Source organism: Nocardia jinanensis, from assembly GCF_014645735.1.
Lineage (GTDB): Bacteria > Actinomycetota > Actinomycetes > Mycobacteriales > Mycobacteriaceae > Nocardia > Nocardia jinanensis.
This window is the reverse complement of sequence record NZ_BMMH01000006.1, coordinates 136,188-152,824: the sequence shown is the minus strand read 5'-3', so window position 1 is coordinate 152,824 and position 16,637 is coordinate 136,188. Positions and strand designations below refer to the sequence as shown.

At 67.3% G+C, this 16,637-nt stretch carries 13 protein-coding genes; 8 read left to right on the top strand and 5 right to left on the bottom strand.

Going from position 1 to position 16,637, the window contains the following annotated elements; genetic code table 11:
- Nucleotides 1-78: 78 nt before the first annotated feature.
- Nucleotides 79-2,220: an acyl-CoA dehydrogenase family protein gene (locus IEY68_RS16195; protein ID WP_062999481.1), complete on the bottom strand. Its 2,142-nt coding sequence runs from the start codon at nucleotides 2,218-2,220 to the stop codon at nucleotides 79-81.
- Nucleotides 2,221-2,250: 30 nt separating this feature from the next.
- On the bottom strand, nucleotides 2,251-3,009 hold the full coding sequence (locus tag IEY68_RS16190; RefSeq protein WP_062999479.1) for an SDR family NAD(P)-dependent oxidoreductase: 759 nt from the start codon (nucleotides 3,007-3,009) through the stop codon (nucleotides 2,251-2,253).
- A gap of 224 nt (nucleotides 3,010-3,233) precedes the next feature.
- Here IEY68_RS16190 and IEY68_RS16185 point away from each other — a divergent pair, with 224 nt between their 5' ends.
- Both IEY68_RS16185 and IEY68_RS16180 read left to right on the top strand, forming a co-directional pair.
- Nucleotides 3,234-3,518, top strand: coding sequence for a hypothetical protein (locus IEY68_RS16185; RefSeq protein WP_229718826.1), 285 nt, complete (start codon nucleotides 3,234-3,236; stop codon nucleotides 3,516-3,518).
- 40 nt (nucleotides 3,519-3,558) lie between these two features.
- Nucleotides 3,559-5,067 (top strand): class I adenylate-forming enzyme family protein, encoded by a 1,509-nt coding sequence (locus IEY68_RS16180; RefSeq protein ID WP_062999477.1) that lies wholly within the window; start codon nucleotides 3,559-3,561, stop codon nucleotides 5,065-5,067.
- 113 nt (nucleotides 5,068-5,180) lie between these two features.
- Here IEY68_RS16180 and IEY68_RS16175 read toward each other — a convergent pair whose 3' ends face one another.
- On the bottom strand, nucleotides 5,181-5,990 hold the full coding sequence (locus tag IEY68_RS16175; RefSeq protein WP_062999475.1) for a FadR/GntR family transcriptional regulator: 810 nt from the start codon (nucleotides 5,988-5,990) through the stop codon (nucleotides 5,181-5,183).
- Between the two features lie 180 nt (nucleotides 5,991-6,170).
- On the opposite strand from IEY68_RS16175, the gene IEY68_RS16170 reads away from it, so the two are divergent.
- A complete protein-coding gene (locus IEY68_RS16170; protein WP_062999473.1) occupies nucleotides 6,171-7,451 on the top strand; it encodes an FAS1-like dehydratase domain-containing protein in 1,281 nt (426 codons plus the stop codon).
- Nucleotides 7,452-7,725: 274 nt separating this feature from the next.
- On the opposite strand, the gene IEY68_RS16165 is transcribed toward IEY68_RS16170, so the two are convergent.
- Together IEY68_RS16165 and IEY68_RS16160 are read right to left on the bottom strand one after the other, a co-directional pair.
- Complete coding sequence (locus tag IEY68_RS16165) at nucleotides 7,726-8,520, bottom strand: FadR/GntR family transcriptional regulator (RefSeq protein ID WP_062999471.1); 795 nt, start codon at nucleotides 8,518-8,520, stop codon at nucleotides 7,726-7,728.
- A 297-nt stretch (nucleotides 8,521-8,817) separates the two neighbouring features.
- Complete coding sequence (locus IEY68_RS16160; protein ID WP_062999469.1) at nucleotides 8,818-11,283, bottom strand: CaiB/BaiF CoA transferase family protein; 2,466 nt, start codon at nucleotides 11,281-11,283, stop codon at nucleotides 8,818-8,820.
- Between the two features lie 308 nt (nucleotides 11,284-11,591).
- Between IEY68_RS16160 and IEY68_RS16155 the strand changes: the two genes are divergently transcribed.
- The 5 genes from IEY68_RS16155 to IEY68_RS16135 all read left to right on the top strand — a co-directional run bounded on the left by IEY68_RS16155 (nucleotide 11,592) and on the right by IEY68_RS16135 (nucleotide 16,625).
- The gene (locus tag IEY68_RS16155; RefSeq protein ID WP_062999578.1) at nucleotides 11,592-12,791 is read left to right on the top strand and encodes a thiolase C-terminal domain-containing protein; all 1,200 of its coding nucleotides are present in this window, start codon (nucleotides 11,592-11,594) and stop codon (nucleotides 12,789-12,791) included.
- A 71-nt stretch (nucleotides 12,792-12,862) separates the two neighbouring features.
- Nucleotides 12,863-13,294: a Zn-ribbon domain-containing OB-fold protein gene (locus tag IEY68_RS16150; RefSeq protein WP_062999467.1), complete on the top strand. Its 432-nt coding sequence runs from the start codon at nucleotides 12,863-12,865 to the stop codon at nucleotides 13,292-13,294.
- A gap of 194 nt (nucleotides 13,295-13,488) precedes the next feature.
- On the top strand, nucleotides 13,489-14,532 hold the full coding sequence (locus IEY68_RS16145) for a phosphotransferase family protein (RefSeq protein ID WP_062999465.1): 1,044 nt from the start codon (nucleotides 13,489-13,491) through the stop codon (nucleotides 14,530-14,532).
- Nucleotides 14,533-14,580: 48 nt separating this feature from the next.
- The gene (locus IEY68_RS16140) at nucleotides 14,581-15,885 is read left to right on the top strand and encodes an acyl-CoA dehydrogenase family protein (protein WP_062999463.1); all 1,305 of its coding nucleotides are present in this window, start codon (nucleotides 14,581-14,583) and stop codon (nucleotides 15,883-15,885) included.
- The gene (locus IEY68_RS16135; RefSeq protein ID WP_062999461.1) at nucleotides 15,882-16,625 is read left to right on the top strand and encodes an SDR family NAD(P)-dependent oxidoreductase; all 744 of its coding nucleotides are present in this window, start codon (nucleotides 15,882-15,884) and stop codon (nucleotides 16,623-16,625) included. Before IEY68_RS16140 ends, IEY68_RS16135 begins: the two co-directional genes overlap by 4 nt.
- Nucleotides 16,626-16,637: the final 12 nt, after the last annotated feature.

The following is a 16,637-nucleotide window of genomic DNA, read 5'->3' as shown; positions in this document are numbered from 1 at the left end:
TCGTGGATACGATAACGGGATGTGGTCGGGCCGGGGCCTGGCGGCCCATGAGCGGCATCGGCTCACCAAGGGAAATGGTCAGCGGGCGATCTGTTCCCGGGGTAGTCCCAGCAGCCGCTCAGCGATCACATTGCGGTTGATCTCGGAGGTGCCGCCCGCAATGGTGTGTGCCCGGCCGAACAGATAGTCGCGGCTCACTTCGGGGAGCTGCCCGACCACCGCGGCCTCGCCCGCGAGCCGCATACCCGCCTCGGCGGTTCGCTGCAGGTGTTCGGCCGAGAGCATCTTGGTGACGCTCCCCTCGGGGCCCGGCGCCGCCCCGGTGACGGCCCGGGCGACATGTCGCAGATTCAGTACCTGCAACGCCTGTTCGTGAGCGAGCAGGTCTGCGACCGCACGGACGGTCGACGTGTCGTCGCCACCCGCCCGCACCAGCTCGATCAGATCGAACGGGGTCCGGCCGTGCGCCATGCCACCGATGGAGACACGCTCGTTGCCGAGGGTCGCGCGGGCAACGGCCCAGCCGTTGTTCACCTCGCCGACCACGTCGGCATCGGGAACGAAGACATCGTCGAAGAACACTTCGTTGAACACCGCGTCGCCGGTGATCTCCCGCAGCGGGCGCACCTCGACGCCCGGCGCGTGGAGGTCGATCACCACCGCCGTGATGCCCTTGTGCTTCGGCGCGTCCCGATCGGTGCGAATGGTCGCCAGACCGCGGTTGCAGTTCTGCGCGTTCGAAGTCCAGACTTTCTGTCCGGTCACCCGCCAGCCGCCGTCGACCCGCACACCCCGGGTGCTCACCGCGGCCGCGTCCGACCCGGCACCGGGCTCGGAGAACAGCTGGCACCACACCAGTTCGCCCAACAGGCTCGCCCGGATCCACCGCTCGATCTGTGCCGGGGTGCCGTGCTGGCTCAGTGTCAGCGTGACCCAGGCGCCGATGCCCAGATTGGGCAGTTCCACGTCCGCGAACTCCTCATCGATGACGAGTTGTTCGACCGGGCCGGCTTCGCGGCCGAAAGGTTTGCGCCAGTGCGGCATCAGGTAGCCGGAATCGACGAGCACGCGGCGTCGGTCGGACTCCGGTGCGGTGCGCAATTCGTCGACGAACGCGGAGGCCGCCGCTCGGAACGCTTCGGCTTCCGGCGGAAGATCTACGGCATATTCGCGGCGCACTCCCTGGGCGGCACTCGTGTACACCGTGTGGTGGGCGGCGTCCACCGCACCGAACAGCGCTCGAATGCTCTGGGCGCGGCGCAGGTACAGGTGGCAGTCGTGCTCCCAGGTGAAACCGATCCCGCCGTGGATCTGCACGCTCTTCTCCGCGTTGCGGACGTACTCGTCGTAGGCGATCACGCCCGCGACATTCGTGGCCAGCGCGCCCTGCTCGTCGTGTACACCCGCGCGGGCGGCGTCCCAGGCCGTGGCCACCGCCAGTTCGGAACCGGCCAGCATGTTCGCGAGGTGGTGTTTGACGGCCTGGAACGAGCCGATGGCACGGCCGAACTGTTCCCGTACTTTCGCGTAGCCGAGCGCGTGTTCCAGGGTTGCCCGAGCGCCGCCGGCGGCCTCGGCGGCACCGAGGGCCTGCGCGGTACGGGCGGCCGCCGCGGCCGCGCCGGGCAGTACAACCTCGGGGGATACGCCCCGCAGTGTCACGCTGCGGATCTGCAGCGTGGGGTCGAGCGCGTCGACAGCTTCGGAACCGACTCCGTCGGCGTCTGCCCGCACCAGTGCGATGTCGTCCCCGACCCGCAGCGCGAACAGGGTCGCCGCACCCGCGCCGACCACGTGGCCGGCGTGGCCGCTCAACGTCCCCGAGTCGTCGGCGGCCAGCGCGCCGCGCAGACCGAGTCCCGCGACCTGCGAGCCGTCCGCGAACCCGGGCAGTAGCGCCTTCCCATCGGCGCCCGCGTCCGATGCGGCGAGCAGCGATGAGGTGACGACGGTGGGGATGAACGGGACCGGTGCGACCACGGCACCCAGTTCCTCCGCCACGATCGCCAGTTCGGGCAGCCCGTAGTCGTCGCCACCGAACTCGGTGGGCAGGTGCAGCCCGAGCCAGCCGAGGCCGGACAACTGTTTCCACAGTCCGCTGCCGTCGGTTTCCGGATCGTCGAGGAAACCGCGCGCGAGTTCCTGGGCCTTCTGATCGGTGAGGAAGGACCGGACCGCGGCGGCGATCGCGAGGTGGTCGTCGGTCAGTGCCAACGGCATGGCTTATCTCCTAGCTGGATGCGGGTGGGATCAGCGGGGTGCGAACCGCTGGCCGGCGTCCAGGCGCAGGCACTGGCCGTTCAGCATCTGATTGTCGACGATGGCGAGCGCGAGTTTCGCGTACTCTTCCGGCCGCCCCATCCGCTTCGGGAAGGCGGCGTCCGCGACCAGGGGTGCGACCTGCTCGTCGGTGAAGCCGGCGGTGGCGCCGGTGGCGAACAGGCTCGGGGCGATGGCCAGGACCCGGATGCCCTGCGGGCCGAGGTCGCGGGCCATCACGAGCGCCATACCCGCGATGCCCGCTTTCGCGGCGGTGTAGGCGACCTGGCCGATCTGTCCCTCGAATGCCGCGATCGAGGAGGTGTTGACGATGACACCGCGTTCGGAGTCTTCGGCCTCGTTCTTGCTCATATGGAAGGCTTGCAGGCGGTTGAGGTTGAATGTGGAGACCAGGTTCAGGTCGAGGACCTGGCGAAAGGTATCGAGGTCGTGCGGACCGTTACGGCCGAGGGTCTTCTTCACGGTGCCGCCGCCCGCGGTGTTGACAGCGATGTGCAGGCTGCCCAGGTCTTCGACGGCGGCGGCCAGGGCCTGTTCGGCACCTTCGAAATCGGTAATGTCGATAGCGTGGAAGAGCCCGCCGATCTCGTTGGCGATTTCTTTTCCGTCGCTCGACTCCCGATCGAGGATCGCGACCCTCGCGCCTGCCGCCGCGAGGGCCTGCGCGCTGGCTTTGCCCATACCGGACGCGCCGCCGACGACGATCGCGCCCTTACCGTTGATCTCCATATGTGCTTCCTGTCCGCCGGGCCCGTCGCCGGCCTGCCGGAGGCCGCTCGACGGATGATCGCTACGGTGCGAGAGTATGTATTGCTTCGCTCACTTATAGTACTATCTAAACTATGTGACAGGTGCCATCGGCCGGTGAGAGTTTCGATTTGCTCACCGATAACGTGGCCCGTCCGGTCAGACGCACAGTTGGAGGCACCGTGATTCTCAAGGTCGGCCAGTCATTGGCAAGTACCGCTGACGCCACCGCGCTCATCGTCGTGCGCGCACCCGCGGGCGATATCGCCCTCACCTGTGGTGGCGCGGAGATGGCGACGGGCAAGGCCGGAACCGGCGACGGCAGCGCCATCGACCCGGCGCACCGCTCCGGTACCGCACTCGGCAAGCGCTACGTCGACGAGGAAACCGGGCTCGAGGTGCTGTGCACGAAGGGTGGTGCGGGTTCGCTGGCGGTGGGCGACCGCCCGCTGGAGGTCAAGCAGGCCAAACCGTTGCCCGCCTCGGACTGACCACCGCCTCGATCAGTACGCGAACCTTGTGGAGTTTCGAATGAATCTGACCCTGCTGCTGGATATGGCGATCGACGGGTTCGCCGACCGAGTGGTCATCGGCCGGCGCGAGGGCGGTATCACCGCCGCGCGACTCGGCGCGATGTCGGAGGCGGGCGCGGCGGTGATCCGCGAGTCCGAGGCGGACTCCGTGGTCTATCTCGCGGTCAACGGCCCGGCCTTCCCGGTTGCGATGTTCGCCGCGGCGCGCGCGGGGGTTCCGCTGGTGCCGGTGAACTACCGGCTCGGCGCGGAGCAACTCCGGTCCTTGCTGGCGAACCACCCGCGCGCGATCGGGATCGCCGATGAAGCGCAAGTGTCCACCTTGCGAGACGCCGGGCTGACCGTGCTCACTCCGGCGCAGTGGCTGGAACGGACGGCGCAGCGCGACACCGCCGGTGCCGAGGCCGCGCCGGACCTCGGCGATGTCGAAACACCGGCCGTCGTCATCTACACCAGCGGTACCACCTCGGCGCCCAAAGGTGTGCTGCTGCGGCATGAGAACCTCACTTCCTATGTGTTCGGTTCGGTCGAGTTCGCCGCCGCGGAGCCGACCGATGCCGCGCTGATCAGCGTGCCGCCGTATCACATCGCGGCGGTGGCGAACGCGATCACCAACCTCTATGCGGGGCGGCGCACCCTGGTGCTCGAACGGTTCACTCCCGGGGAGTGGCTTCAGCTCGCCCGGGAAGAAGAGATCACCAATGCGCTGGTCGTCCCGACGATGCTCGCGCGCATTGTCGACGCCGACGAGGACAAGACCCTGCCCTCGCTGCGCGCGCTCGCATACGGCGGGGCGCCGATGCCGACCGCCGTCATCGAGCGCGCCCTGCGGATGTGGCCGGAGGTCGGGTTCGTCAACGCCTACGGGCTCACCGAGACGAGTTCCACCATCGCGGTGCTCGGCCCGGAAGACCATCGGGCGGCGCTCAGCAGTGACGAGCCCGCTGTGCGTGCCCGGCTGGGCTCGGTCGGTCAGGTCGTTCCCGGAATCGAACTCGAGATCCGGGACGCGAACGACGCGGCGGTCGGGCCGGGGATCGCGGGCAATATCTGCGTCCGCGGCGACCAGGTATCCGCCGAGTACGCGGGGATCGGGCGTGCGGTCGACGATCGCGGCTTCTTCGATACCCGCGATCAGGGATACGTCGACGAAGCCGGTTACCTGTACATCGGCGGACGGATCGACGACACGATCATCCGCGGCGCGGAGAACATCGCACCGGCAGAGATCGAGGACGTGATCCTGCGCCACCCCGCCGTGCTCGATACCGCCGTCGTCGGCGTACCGGACGAGGAGTGGGGGCAGCGGATCGAGGCGGTCGTCGTGGTGCGCGCCGGGTTGGAGCTGGACCCCGAGGAGCTGCGGGACTACGTGCGCGCAGTGCTGCGCGGCAGCAAGACGCCCGACCGGATCGTCTACTGGGACGAATTGCCCCGGACCGAGACCGGGAAGCTGGTCCGCCGTCACGTACTCGAACGGATTGTCACCGACGACGTCGCTGTCTGAACATTCCTGCTCGACCGCAGATACTCTCGGCCGATGATGCCCCTCTCCGAATCCAGGAGAGGGGCACCACCCTTTCCGGTCGGTGACCGCCGACCGGTCGTTTCTCATCGGGCTCAGGTGAACAGATCCACGATGGTGGTCTGGCCCGATCCGTCGCGGAACAGACCTTCACCGGCGACCCGCATATGTTCGCTCCAGTGCTGCTGTGCGCCGTCGCGGTCGCGCGCGGCGACCAGGGCGACGAGCTTTTCCAGCGACCGCAGATTCCGATGAAAATTCCTGCTGGGCGCGGCGGTCCGCAATCCCTTCGCGAACGTGTGGGCATGGTGGGTGTCGATGATGTCCCGGACCACCCCGGCCTGCACCGCGAGGGTCCTGTTGCCCGCGCGTTCGGTGATCAACTGGTGGAACTGGGAGAGCAGCTGCGACCACTCCGACATGGCCGACGGCGAGTCGAGCTCCCGTTCGCCGAGTCGATGCAGCGCCGTGAGGCACCCCCGCAGATCGTCCAGGTCCGCTTCGGTATGCCGCTCGGCCAGCAGCCCGGCGCACGCCGGTTCGGCGATCATCCGAGCCTCGTACACATCGGCGAGGGTGGTGCCCTGTAGTTGCAGGATCAGCCCGACATAGCGTGCGGCGACACCGATCTCGGGTCCGGTCACCTGAGCGCCGCCGCGGGTGCCGCGGCGGCTGCTGATCAGTGACTCGGTCTCGAGGATGCGGATCGCTTCCCGCAGTGTCGGGCGGGAGACGCCGAACTGCTCCATCAGTTGCGCTTCGGTGGGCAGGATATCGCCGGCGACCAGTTCACCGTGCACGATCTTGCTCCGTAGCCGCATGGCCACGAGTTCCGCCGTCTTCGGTGCGCGCACCGAGGCCCCCGGCTCGAGTTCCCGGGGCGCGTAGGCGTGGGGGTTACTCACCAAGACAGCATACCTCGTTAACTTAGACAACCATGATCAACGTCGGAAGTGTAGTTCAACCTCTTTCACTTAGTTTACCTTCTGTGTAGGGTGGGAGGTGCGCCCGACGGGCATGGGCTCGGGCGCCCACTGACAGCGCGCGCCCACGTCGGCTCACGGCTCACGACCACGGAGGTAAAGATGACGACGACGGAAGAGAAGCAGCAGGACGCACCGAAGGTGTACACCTTCCGGGACGAGGACATTCAGCGCGCGCACGACCTGGTCGGCATCTATCACGCGGTGACCCAGCGTGAGCAGTTCACGCGCGCCACGCCCGATGTGATGCGCAATTTCGCGCGCAGCTATGGCGACGACAACCCGCTCTTCGTCGACGAGGAGTACGGCCCCAACACCCGCTGGGGCGGGCAGATCGCGCCCCCGATGATCAATATCGCCCTCACCCGGGATCTGCTGGCGGACCCGGTTCCCAAGGAGCAGCGCCGCCCGTCGTTCCGCGGTATCCATGTGTTCGTCTCGGGTACCACCACCGACTGGTACCGCCCGGTGTACGACGGTGACACGCTGTATTCGTTCCAGGGCTTCAGCGACGTGGAGCTCAAGGAGTCCGAGTTCGCGGGCCGCTCGCTGATCGTCACCCGCTCGCACGTCCAGATGAACCAGCGCGCCGAAGTCGTGCAGGTGCAGAAGGTCATCACGATCCACACCGAGCGGCACGAGTCCAAGAAGCGCAACAAGTACCAGGCGATCGAGCCGGCCTCCTACACCCCCGAGGACATCGCGAAGATCGACGAGATCTACGCGGCCGAGCACCGTCAGGGCGCGAATACCCGGTACTACGAGGACGTCACGGTGGGGGAGAGCCTCGGCACCATGGCGAAGGGCCCGCTGACCACCACCGATATGGTCGTCTTCCATTCCGGTGGCTACGGTTTCGCTCCGTACACGCCGTCGACCGGCCGGCTGACCTACCAGAACCGCCAGCGTATCGCCGCGTTCTACATCCCGAACGAACAGGGTGTCCCGGACGTCGCGCAGCGTATCCACTGGGACAGCGAGTACGCCCGCTCCATCGGCCTGCCCGCCGCCTACGACTACGGCATGATGCGCGACTGCTGGCTCTCGCACTACCTCACCGACTGGATGGGCGACGACGCCTGGCTGGTGAGCATGTCCAGCCAGATGCGCAAGTTCAACTACCAGGGCGATACGCACACCATCACCGGCGAGGTCGTCGGCAAGCGTGTCGACGGCGACCGGTATCTGGTCGACGTCGAGTTCCGCGGCACCAGCCAGCGTGGCGAGATCACCTGCCCCGCAACCGCCACCATCGCGCTGCCCAGTCGCGAGGGCGGCCTGGTCGGCCTGCCGACACCGCCGAAGGAACTCGAGGCAGTCGCGGCGCAGATGCTCGCCCGGCACGGTGAATTGCGCGCCGCTGCCCGCGGCTCAGCCAACTGACGGGCATCGACGGGTAGCGCTCTGCGCACACCGAATCCGGTTCGGCAGAGTGGGAACAGAACGACTCGCCGGGGTGCACACGCACTCCCGGCGAGTTCTTTCATATCTGGGTTTGTTCGGATGCTCGCTTCCGCGTGCCGGACCGCCAATGCCTGCCGCGGGCTGGTCCGAGGCCGACGAGAAATCGGAACCTCGGCATCTGCGAATTGTCGAAATCGCGCTATCGCAACGGATTGATTCGGCCCGGACCTCGGAAAACCCGGCCCCCGTACCGCTAGTCGAGGATGTCGCGCACCTGGGTGTTCTCGCGGCCCTCCATCAGCGAAATCCGGGCGTTGACCATATGTTTCTGCCAGTGCGCGAACACGCCGTCCGCGTCCCGGGCGCGCAGTAGTTTGATCAGCCTGCGGCAGGAACGGACCTCGAGTTTGTACGAGGACTCGTACCGTTCCTTGTCCGCGCGAGTCTCGAACAGTACCGCGCCGGTGTGACGTTCGGTGATCTCGTGCAACATTCCGGCGATGATGGCCAGCGTCGCGTTCCCGGACAACTGCACGATCCGCAGATGAAAGGCCGAGGTGCCGACCGCGAGGTTGTCGGCGGCGTACGCGGCCGGGATCTCTTCGTCGACGATGCGTTCGAGCTCGTCGAAGTTCTCGTCGGTGCCCTCGATCGCCAGAATGCGGGCCGCATCGGGTTCGATGGCCTCGCGGGCGACGAAGACGTCGGCCACCGTGGCGCCGGAGAGTTCCAGGAGCAGCGACGCCGGCCGTGCGACAATTTCGGGGCCGGGAACGCAGACCCGGGCGCCGGAGCGGGACCCGCGCCGCACCTCGACGAGGCGTTCGGATTCGAGGACGCGGACGGCCTCGCGCAGGGTGGGGCGGCTGACCGAGTAATGCTCCATCAGTTCGGCCTCGTGCGGGAGGTGGTCGCCGTCCTTCAGATCGCCGTCGATGATCATGCGGCGCAGATTGCGTGCGACCAGCTGGGCGGTCTTGGGCGTCCTGATCGGGCGAGACGCCGCGCTGCGCGACTCGAAGATCGGTGCCAGGGCCCTGTCAGCCACGTGTTTCCTCCAGGTAGATCGTCTTCGTCGGCCAAGTAAACCATCTGGTCCGACCTCGTGCCGGTCGGGCGGGCCGGGCTGTTCACCGACGCCGGGCCCAGCGAATTCCACGATCGTTACAATCTATCGTACTAGGTTAAACAAGTTTCGTAGGCGCGGCGCCATGGATCGGCCCGAGGCGGCGAATGATCACGTGAGCAAGCACGGAACGGCGTCTCGGCTCGTGCCGGGCCGCGTTGTGTCGGCCCGGCACGGCCGGAGTGGGGTGGAACGCCGTGGTGAACCGTCCCGGCCGGGTCAGGCGACGATCCCGCGGCCGCGCAGATCGGTGATCGCCGCATCGTCGTAGCCGATCTCGGCGAGCAGGGCGTCGGTGTGGGCGCCGGTCAGGCAACCTCCGTCGGCCTTCGTGCGTGACCGCGAGAAGGTGGTGGCCGGGCTGAGCCGGCGATGCACATCGAATGTGGGGTGCACCGCGTTCACGCTGTATCCGGCATCGAAGAACTCGTCCTCCTGCAGCGTTTTCTCCGCCACCTGCTCGGCCACCGCGACACAGCCGATATCGGCCCCGCCGAGTTCCTTCTCCCACAGCGCCTTCGCACGCGAAGCGAACACCACTGCCAGAACCTCGGCGAGGGCGTCGTTGTGCTCGGCCCGGGTCTGCGCCGTGGCGAAGCGGGGGTCGTCGGCCAGCCGGACGTGGGGCTCGATCGCGACGGTCAGGCCCGGCCATTCGTGTTCGAGTGGGGCGGCGAGGAAGATCCAGCCGTCCTCGGCCTCGTAGAGCCGGTAGAGGGCGCTGTATCCGTACATCTCGCGATCGGCCTGCCACGGTTCGACTTTGCCGGCGTAGTCGACATTGCGGTCGACCAGCGCGTGCGATCCGGTAGCGATCATGGTGGTGGTCAGCGTGCCGAGCGGCCGGCCCCGGCGGCGGGCGAGCAGTCCGAGCAGCATCGCCGAGGCAGCCCCGAGCGCCGCGACCCCGTCCGCCTGCACCGACAGGTTGGCCGCACCGGCGTAGAGCCGGATCACCGCGGCCTTGATCTCGTCGAGGGTGCCGACCCGTGCCGTGGCATCCGGCACATCGGTCAACGCGAGGCCGGCCGCGGCGCCGATGGACGGGGCGTAGGCGGGCTTGGCTCCGTACGGTCCGTCGACTCCGTAGCCCGGTGCGCACAGGTAGACCAGGCCGGGATTGAGCGCGGTCAGGGTGGCGGCGTCCACTCCGGCCCGTTCGGCCGCGCCCGCCCGGTAGGTCTGCAGCACCACATCGGCCTGCCCGGCGAGCCGGTGCACGATCGCCAGGCCTTCGGGGGAGTGCATATCGAGGGCGATGGATTCCTTGCCCTGCATCACCTTTGCGCCGCCTGCCTCGGGAAACGGCACCAGACCGCGAATGGTGTCGCCCGTCGACGGTTCTACCTTGACGACCCGAGCTCCGAGGTCGGCGAGCAGCGTGGCGGCGTAGGGGCCGGCGAACATGGAGCCCAGCTCCAGGATGGTGACGCCCGCCAGCGGGAGTCCGGCGGGAGCGTCACCGGGAACCGCTCGGGGGACCTGGGTCTCGGTCGCACGCCGCCGCAGCGCCTCGGTATCGGCGCCGGGCCGCGGTGCCAGGCGTGGCGGCGCCATCGCGGCACCGTCCACGTGGACGAGGGTGGACGGCTGCGTCACTTCGCCGAGATCGGGATCGGTGATCGTCACGATCCGGCGGTCGTGCACCATCTGCGGATGACGCAGCGCCTCGGCCGGGGTGCGGAAGATCTCCGCGCTGAGGTCGGGGTTGGTGTCGAAAACCTGCTGCCACTCGGCGAGAGTGCGGGCGGAGGCTCGCTCGAGCATGATTTCCCACAGTTCGATCCGCAGGGCGACGTCCTCGAGCTGCGGGATGCCGGTCCATTTCGGGTCGGTGAACATCCAGGTGAGGTCGAGTTCCTTCATCAACGCCAGGAACAGGCGCGGCTCGGTCTGTGCGAACTGGATGAAATGACCGTCCTTGGTGGGGGTGACGAGCAACGGGTAGATCAAATGCCCGTTGGGGTTGCCGTCGTCGTCGAACGCCGACACCGGGACGAACGCGTCGGGCCACCGGTTCGCCACGAGTTCGGAGAACCACTGCCACGTGTCCATTGTCGCGATTCCGCGGACGAGGTCGGCTTCGACGTGCTGTCCGGCCCCGCTGTCCTCGCGTTCCAGCAGCGCCGCCAGGATGCCGTGTACCGCGGTCTGAGCGGCACCCCAGGAGGCGAAGGGGGTGGGTACGAAGGAGGGCCCGGGTCGCGTGGTGGTCTGGCGCTTGCCGAACATGATGCCGAGTTTCGCCATCACCAGGGCCTCGTACCCCTTGAGGTCCTTGAAGGGCCCGGTCGAACCCCATCCGGTGATGGCGGCGCTCACCAGCCGAGGGTTGAGCTCGGCGAGCGCGTCAGGGTCGAGGCCGAGCCGGGCGGCGGCCCCGGGGCGCATGGTGGTGACCAGTACGTCGGCCGTCCGCAGTAGTCCACGCAAGGTTTCGGCATCCGCGGGTTCGTGCAGGTCGAGGGTGATGCTCTTCTTGCCGCGGCCGAGTGCGGGCCACCCCGGCAGGGACCGCAGCGGGCTGCCCGCGGGCGGTTCGACGAGGATGACCTCGGCTCCGGCGTCGGCCAGGAACATGGTCGCCTGCGCGCCGGGCAGGGTGCTCGACAGGTCGATCACTGTGAGGCGGTCGAGGGGGCCGGAGTCGGCAGATGCGTCGTTGCGGGGGGTACCAACAGTCACGGGTGATCCTCCGGATCAGATGGGTTCCCGATACCCCGCGGGGGCGGCTGCTGCGGGCCGGCTGCTGCGCGGGATCGGATGTGATCTGGATCTCAGGTTAACCGTAGATTACATAGTGCACAAGGTTCATCTTCTAGCTGTGCGGCCCAGTGGGTCGAGTGATGTAACCTGGTAATAAATAGCCTGAAAGCTTACTATGTGATATAGGTGAACCGTGGCTTCGCATACTCGTGACGCCGAGGATTCCTGCGTGTGGTCCGCGCACTCCGTGCCTCGGGCTCGGTGGTCGACGGCGACCAGAATGGAGTATTGATGTGTCCAACGGTTTGAGGGATGTCGCCATCGTCGGCGTGGGGGCGACCCCGTACTACAAACGTGGCGGGTCCGCACCGCAGACGAATCTGGAGTTGGCCGGCAAGGCGATCCTGGCGGCCTGCGAGGATGCGGGAATCTCGGTCAAGGAAATCGATGGTTTCGCCTACTACTCCGGCGCCGGCGCCGGGTACGGCGACAAAATGGACACCGCCGATTTCATGGAAACCCTGGGCATCCCCGAGGTCACCTTCACCGCGTCGTTGACTTCCGGCGGTGGCGGTGCGGCCGGCTCCATCGGACTCGCCCGCGCGGCCATCGTCGCCGGTGACGCCACGACGGTGGTCACGGTCATGACGCTGCAGCAGCAGAAGCAGCGCCTGGGCTCGGTCTTCGCGGCCAGCGCCCCGGATCCGATCAACTCCTTCCTGCAGCCGTCGGGGCTGTCCGGCCCGGGCCACCTGATGTCGGTATTGGCGCGCCGGCACATGCACCTGTACGGCACCCGCCGGGACGCCTTCGCCGAGATCGCCATCTCGACTCGGGAGAACGCGCTCAACCGTCCCAAGGCGATCCAGAAGAAACCGCTGACCAAAGAGGAATACTTCAGCGGCCGCATGATCGCGGACCCGCTGTGCCTCTACGACTTCTGTCTCGAAACCGAGGGTGCCGTCGCGGTCATCACCACCAGTGCCGAGCGGGCGAAGGATCTCCGGCAGAAGCCGGTGCCGGTCGTCGCCGTCGCGCACGGCGGTCGCCGTGAGTGGGGCCGCGCCTTCGCCTGGTACGGCATGCCCGACGAATACTTCGCGTCCTCGGGTAACGCGCCGATCGCCGCGCGGCTCTGGCAGCAGTCGGGCCTGACGGCCGAAGATATCGATGTGGCACTGCTCTACGACCATTTCACTCCCATGGTGCTCATGCAGCTCGAGGACTACGGGTTCTGCGGCAAGGGCGAGGGCGGCGAGTTCGTCGAGAGCGGTGCTATTCGATACCGGGGTGGGTCGATTCCGGTCAATACGCACGGCGGCCAGTTATCGGAGGCATACATCATCGGTATGACCCATATCAAGGAGGCGGTCGAGCAGATGCGCGGCACTGCGATCAACCAGGTGAAGGACGCCGAATTCGCGCTCGCTACGGGCGGGCCCGCTGCACTGCCGGTCAGTGGCTTGATCCTCGGGAGTGCGGCATGAGCGGTCAGGGCCGGAGTCGGCAGCGGAGCGTCACCACGCAGGCCCCCGCTCATGCCGAAGACGAGCACGGCATGAGCGACCTGCGTGCGACCACATTGCCTGCCGAGGCAGTGCATATCACCACCAACAGTGACACCGAGCCGTTCTGGGAGTACGCCAAAGAAGGCAAACTCGTCGCGCTGCAATGCGGTGCGTGCGGGCACTTCCGGATGCCGCCGACACCGTTCTGCCCGGAATGTCAGTCCACCGAGAAGAATTGGAAAGAGCTTTCGGGCCGCGGCAGTGTCTACAGCTATGCCGTGGTCCACGGCTTCCCCGGTCTTCCCGATATCACCCTCGTCGGGGCCGTGGTTTCCCTCGACGGGGCCGGCGATGCCCGGCTGGTGACCAATGTCGTCGATGTGGATCCGAGCGAGGTGCAGATCGGGATGGAACTGGAGGTGACCTTCTCTCCCATTTCGGACGGCTGGCAGCTGCCGGTCTTCCGTCCGGCGCGGGGGTGAGAGCGTCGGTGCGCTGACGCGCCGATTGTACTGTGCCGCAACGCGGGTCAGGGTTTTCCTGGCCCGCGTTGCGTTGTTCCGGGGTTGACATCGGGCGTAGAACTCAGAATGATATTCTCAGAATGTAAATTCGATTCTGTGCACCGCTGAGCGCGCCGTCGGTCGCGCTTCTCACTCCGAAGGGAACAACTTCGATGCCACCGTCCGATTCTGATGCCCACCTCGACGCGGCGGCCTTCGCCGACCGGCTCGGGGTCCGTGCCACCACGGCAGCGGGCCGGGTCATCTCCGGTGCGACCGTGTCCGGCGTCCGGCCGCTGACCGGCGGCGCGTCGAGCCTGACCTTTGTCGCGGAGCTGAGCGCGCCGGAAGCGTCCGAATCGGTGGTACTCAAGGTCGCGCCGCCCGGATTGGCACCGGTGCGCAACAGGGATGTGCTGCGGCAGGGGCGAGTGATGTCCGCGCTGGCGCAAGCTCCCGGCGTCCGGGTACCCGCGGTGCTGTTCGACGACGAAGGACTGCCGCCGCGCATTCCGCCGTTCGTGGCGATGAATCTGGTCGCCGGCGAATGCGTGGAGCCACTGCTCGAAGAGGTGCGTGAGCCCGCGGGAGCGCACCGGGTCCGGGCTCGGTACCTCGATGCCGCCCGTATGCTCGGCCACCTGCACCGTGTGCTGCCGGCGCAGGTCGGACTCGGTGCCGAGCCCGTCGTCACTCTCGGTGACGAGATAGACCGTTGGACAAGAGCTTTCGAGACCGTCCCGGAAGATCTACAGGGCGATTACCGAACCTGCGCGCGCGCCTTGCGCGAATCCGCGCCGGACCAGGCCGAGCCGGTGGTCAACCACGGTGACTACCGACTCGGTAACACCCTGTGCGAGGGCGACCGGGTCACCGCGATCATCGATTGGGAGATCTGGTCGGTCGGTGATCCCCGGGTGGACCTGAGCTGGCTGACCTACTTCACCGATGAGGCGCGCCACCCGGCCGCGCCCAGCCCCGAACCGTGCGGGACGCCCACCGTCGCGGAGGTGGTCCGGGAGTACGAACAGGCGCTGGGCCGATCATTGCCGGACCTCGTCTGGTTCGATGCGCTGACCCGGTACAAGGAGGCCGCGGCCACCGCGCTGCTGATCAAACGGGCTCGCAAAACCGACACCATGCCGCCGGCGTTTCGGCGGATGGAGCCCGCACTTCCGGGCCTGATCGACGAGGCGATGGCCCTGCTCGGGCGCTGACCCGCGACGACATACACCGAGACAGCTTCGAGACGAAGGACCGAGCGCATGTGGGATTTCCGGACCGACCCCGATTTCCAGGACAAGCTGGACTGGATGGAAACATTCGTGCGGGAGGAGTGTGAGCCGCTGGACTTGCTCTTCCCGCATATCGGCCAGCCGTACAACACCGAGAACGCGGCGGCCCGCGCGATTGTGAAGCCGCTGCAGCAGCAGGTGCGGGAACAGGGGCTGTGGGCCTGTCACCTCGGGCCCGAACTGGGTGGCCAAGGTTACGGACAGCTCAAGCTCGCCCTGATGAACGAGATCATCGGCCGGTCCATGTGGGCGCCCACGGTATTCGGAACCGCGGCGCCGGATACCGGTAATGCCGAGATCCTGGCCATGTTCGGCACCGCGGAGCAGAAGTCGCGGTATCTGCAGCCGCTGCTCGACGGCGATATCGTCTCCTGTTTCTCGATGACGGAGCCGCAGGCCGGCGCCGACCCGAAGGAGTTCGTCTGTGCGGCGCGCCGCGACGGTGACGACTGGGTGATCAGCGGCGAGAAATGGTTCTCCTCCAACGCGCGCTATGCGAGCTTCTTCATCGTCATGGCCGTGACCGACCCGGACGCATCCCCCTATCGCCGGATGTCGATGTTCATCGTCCCCGCCGAAACACCGGGTATCGAGATCATCCGCAATGTGGTGGTGATGCCGGACCGGGAAGAACTCGACGAGGGCACGCACGGCTACATCCGGTACACCGAGGTGCGGGTGCCCGGCGAGGCGATTCTCGGCGGCCCCGGCCAGGGGTTCGAGGTGGCGCAGGCTCGGCTCGGCGGCGGCCGGGTACACCACGCGATGCGTACTGTCGGCAAATGCCGGCGCGCGTTCGACATGATGGCCGAGCGGGTGCTCTCGCGGCGTACCCAGGGTGAGTTGCTGGCGGACAAGCAGATGGTGCAGCAGTTCATCGCGGATTCCTGGATCGAGCTGGCCCAGTTCCGGCTGCTGGTCATGCAGACCGCGTGGATCATCGACAACGAGCCGCACGGCGCGGCGCGGACCGGTATCGCGATGTGCAAGGTGGCGATGGCGAAGATCTTCGGCGATATCATCGGCCGGGCTGTACAGATCCACGGGTCACTCGGTGTCACCACCGAACTGCCGCTCTACGAGTGGTGGACCAGTGTGCCTTCGCTGGCGCTGGCCGACGGCCCCACGGAGGTGCACAAGGCCACGGTCGCCAAACAGGTACTGAAAGGTTACCAACCGGCCGCGGGACTTTTCCCCTCCGAACATATTCCGACGCGCCGCGACGCTGCCCGCGCGCGGTACGCAGACATTCTGAAGGAGCACGGTCTCGTATGACGGATCTGTTCTCACTGGCCGGCAAGATCGCACTCGTCACCGGGGGTAGCCGTGGTCTGGGCAGGCAGATGGTCCTGGCCTTCGCCGCGGCCGGCGCCGATATCGTGATCACCAGTCGCAAGGTCGACGCATGCCGCGAGGTGGCGGAAGAGGTTCGCGCCCTGGGGCGCCGGGCGCTCGCCGTGGGATGTCACGTCGGCAAGTGGGACGAGATCGACGCGCTGGTCGAGGCGGCCTACGCGGAGTTCGGCAGGGTCGACGTACTGGTCAACAATGCCGGTATGTCGCCGGTGGCACCGTCGTCCGCGCAGACCGGGGAGGATCTCTTCGACAAGATCGTCGATGTGAACTTCAAGGGGCCCTTCCGGCTGAGCGCGCTCGTCGGGGAACGGATGGCGGCGGGCGCGGGTGGCTCGATCATCAACGTATCCTCGTCCGGCGCGCTCATGCCGCAGCCCGGATTCGGCCCGTACTCCGGCGCCAAGGCGGGATTGAACGCGCTGACGCAGGTATTCGCGCGCGAGTTCGGCCCGGAGGTACGGGTCAACACCATCTCCGCGGGACCGTTCCTCACCGATATCTCCAAGGCATGGCCGGAGGAGGGTCGGCGGACAAGTCGCAGTGCGGCGGGGCGGCCCGGTGACCCCGCGGAGATCATCACCACCGCCCTGTATCTGGCCAGTCCGGCGTCGAGCTACACCACCGCATCGCTGATCCGGGTGGACGGCGGCCTGTACTGACCGCCGCCCGCG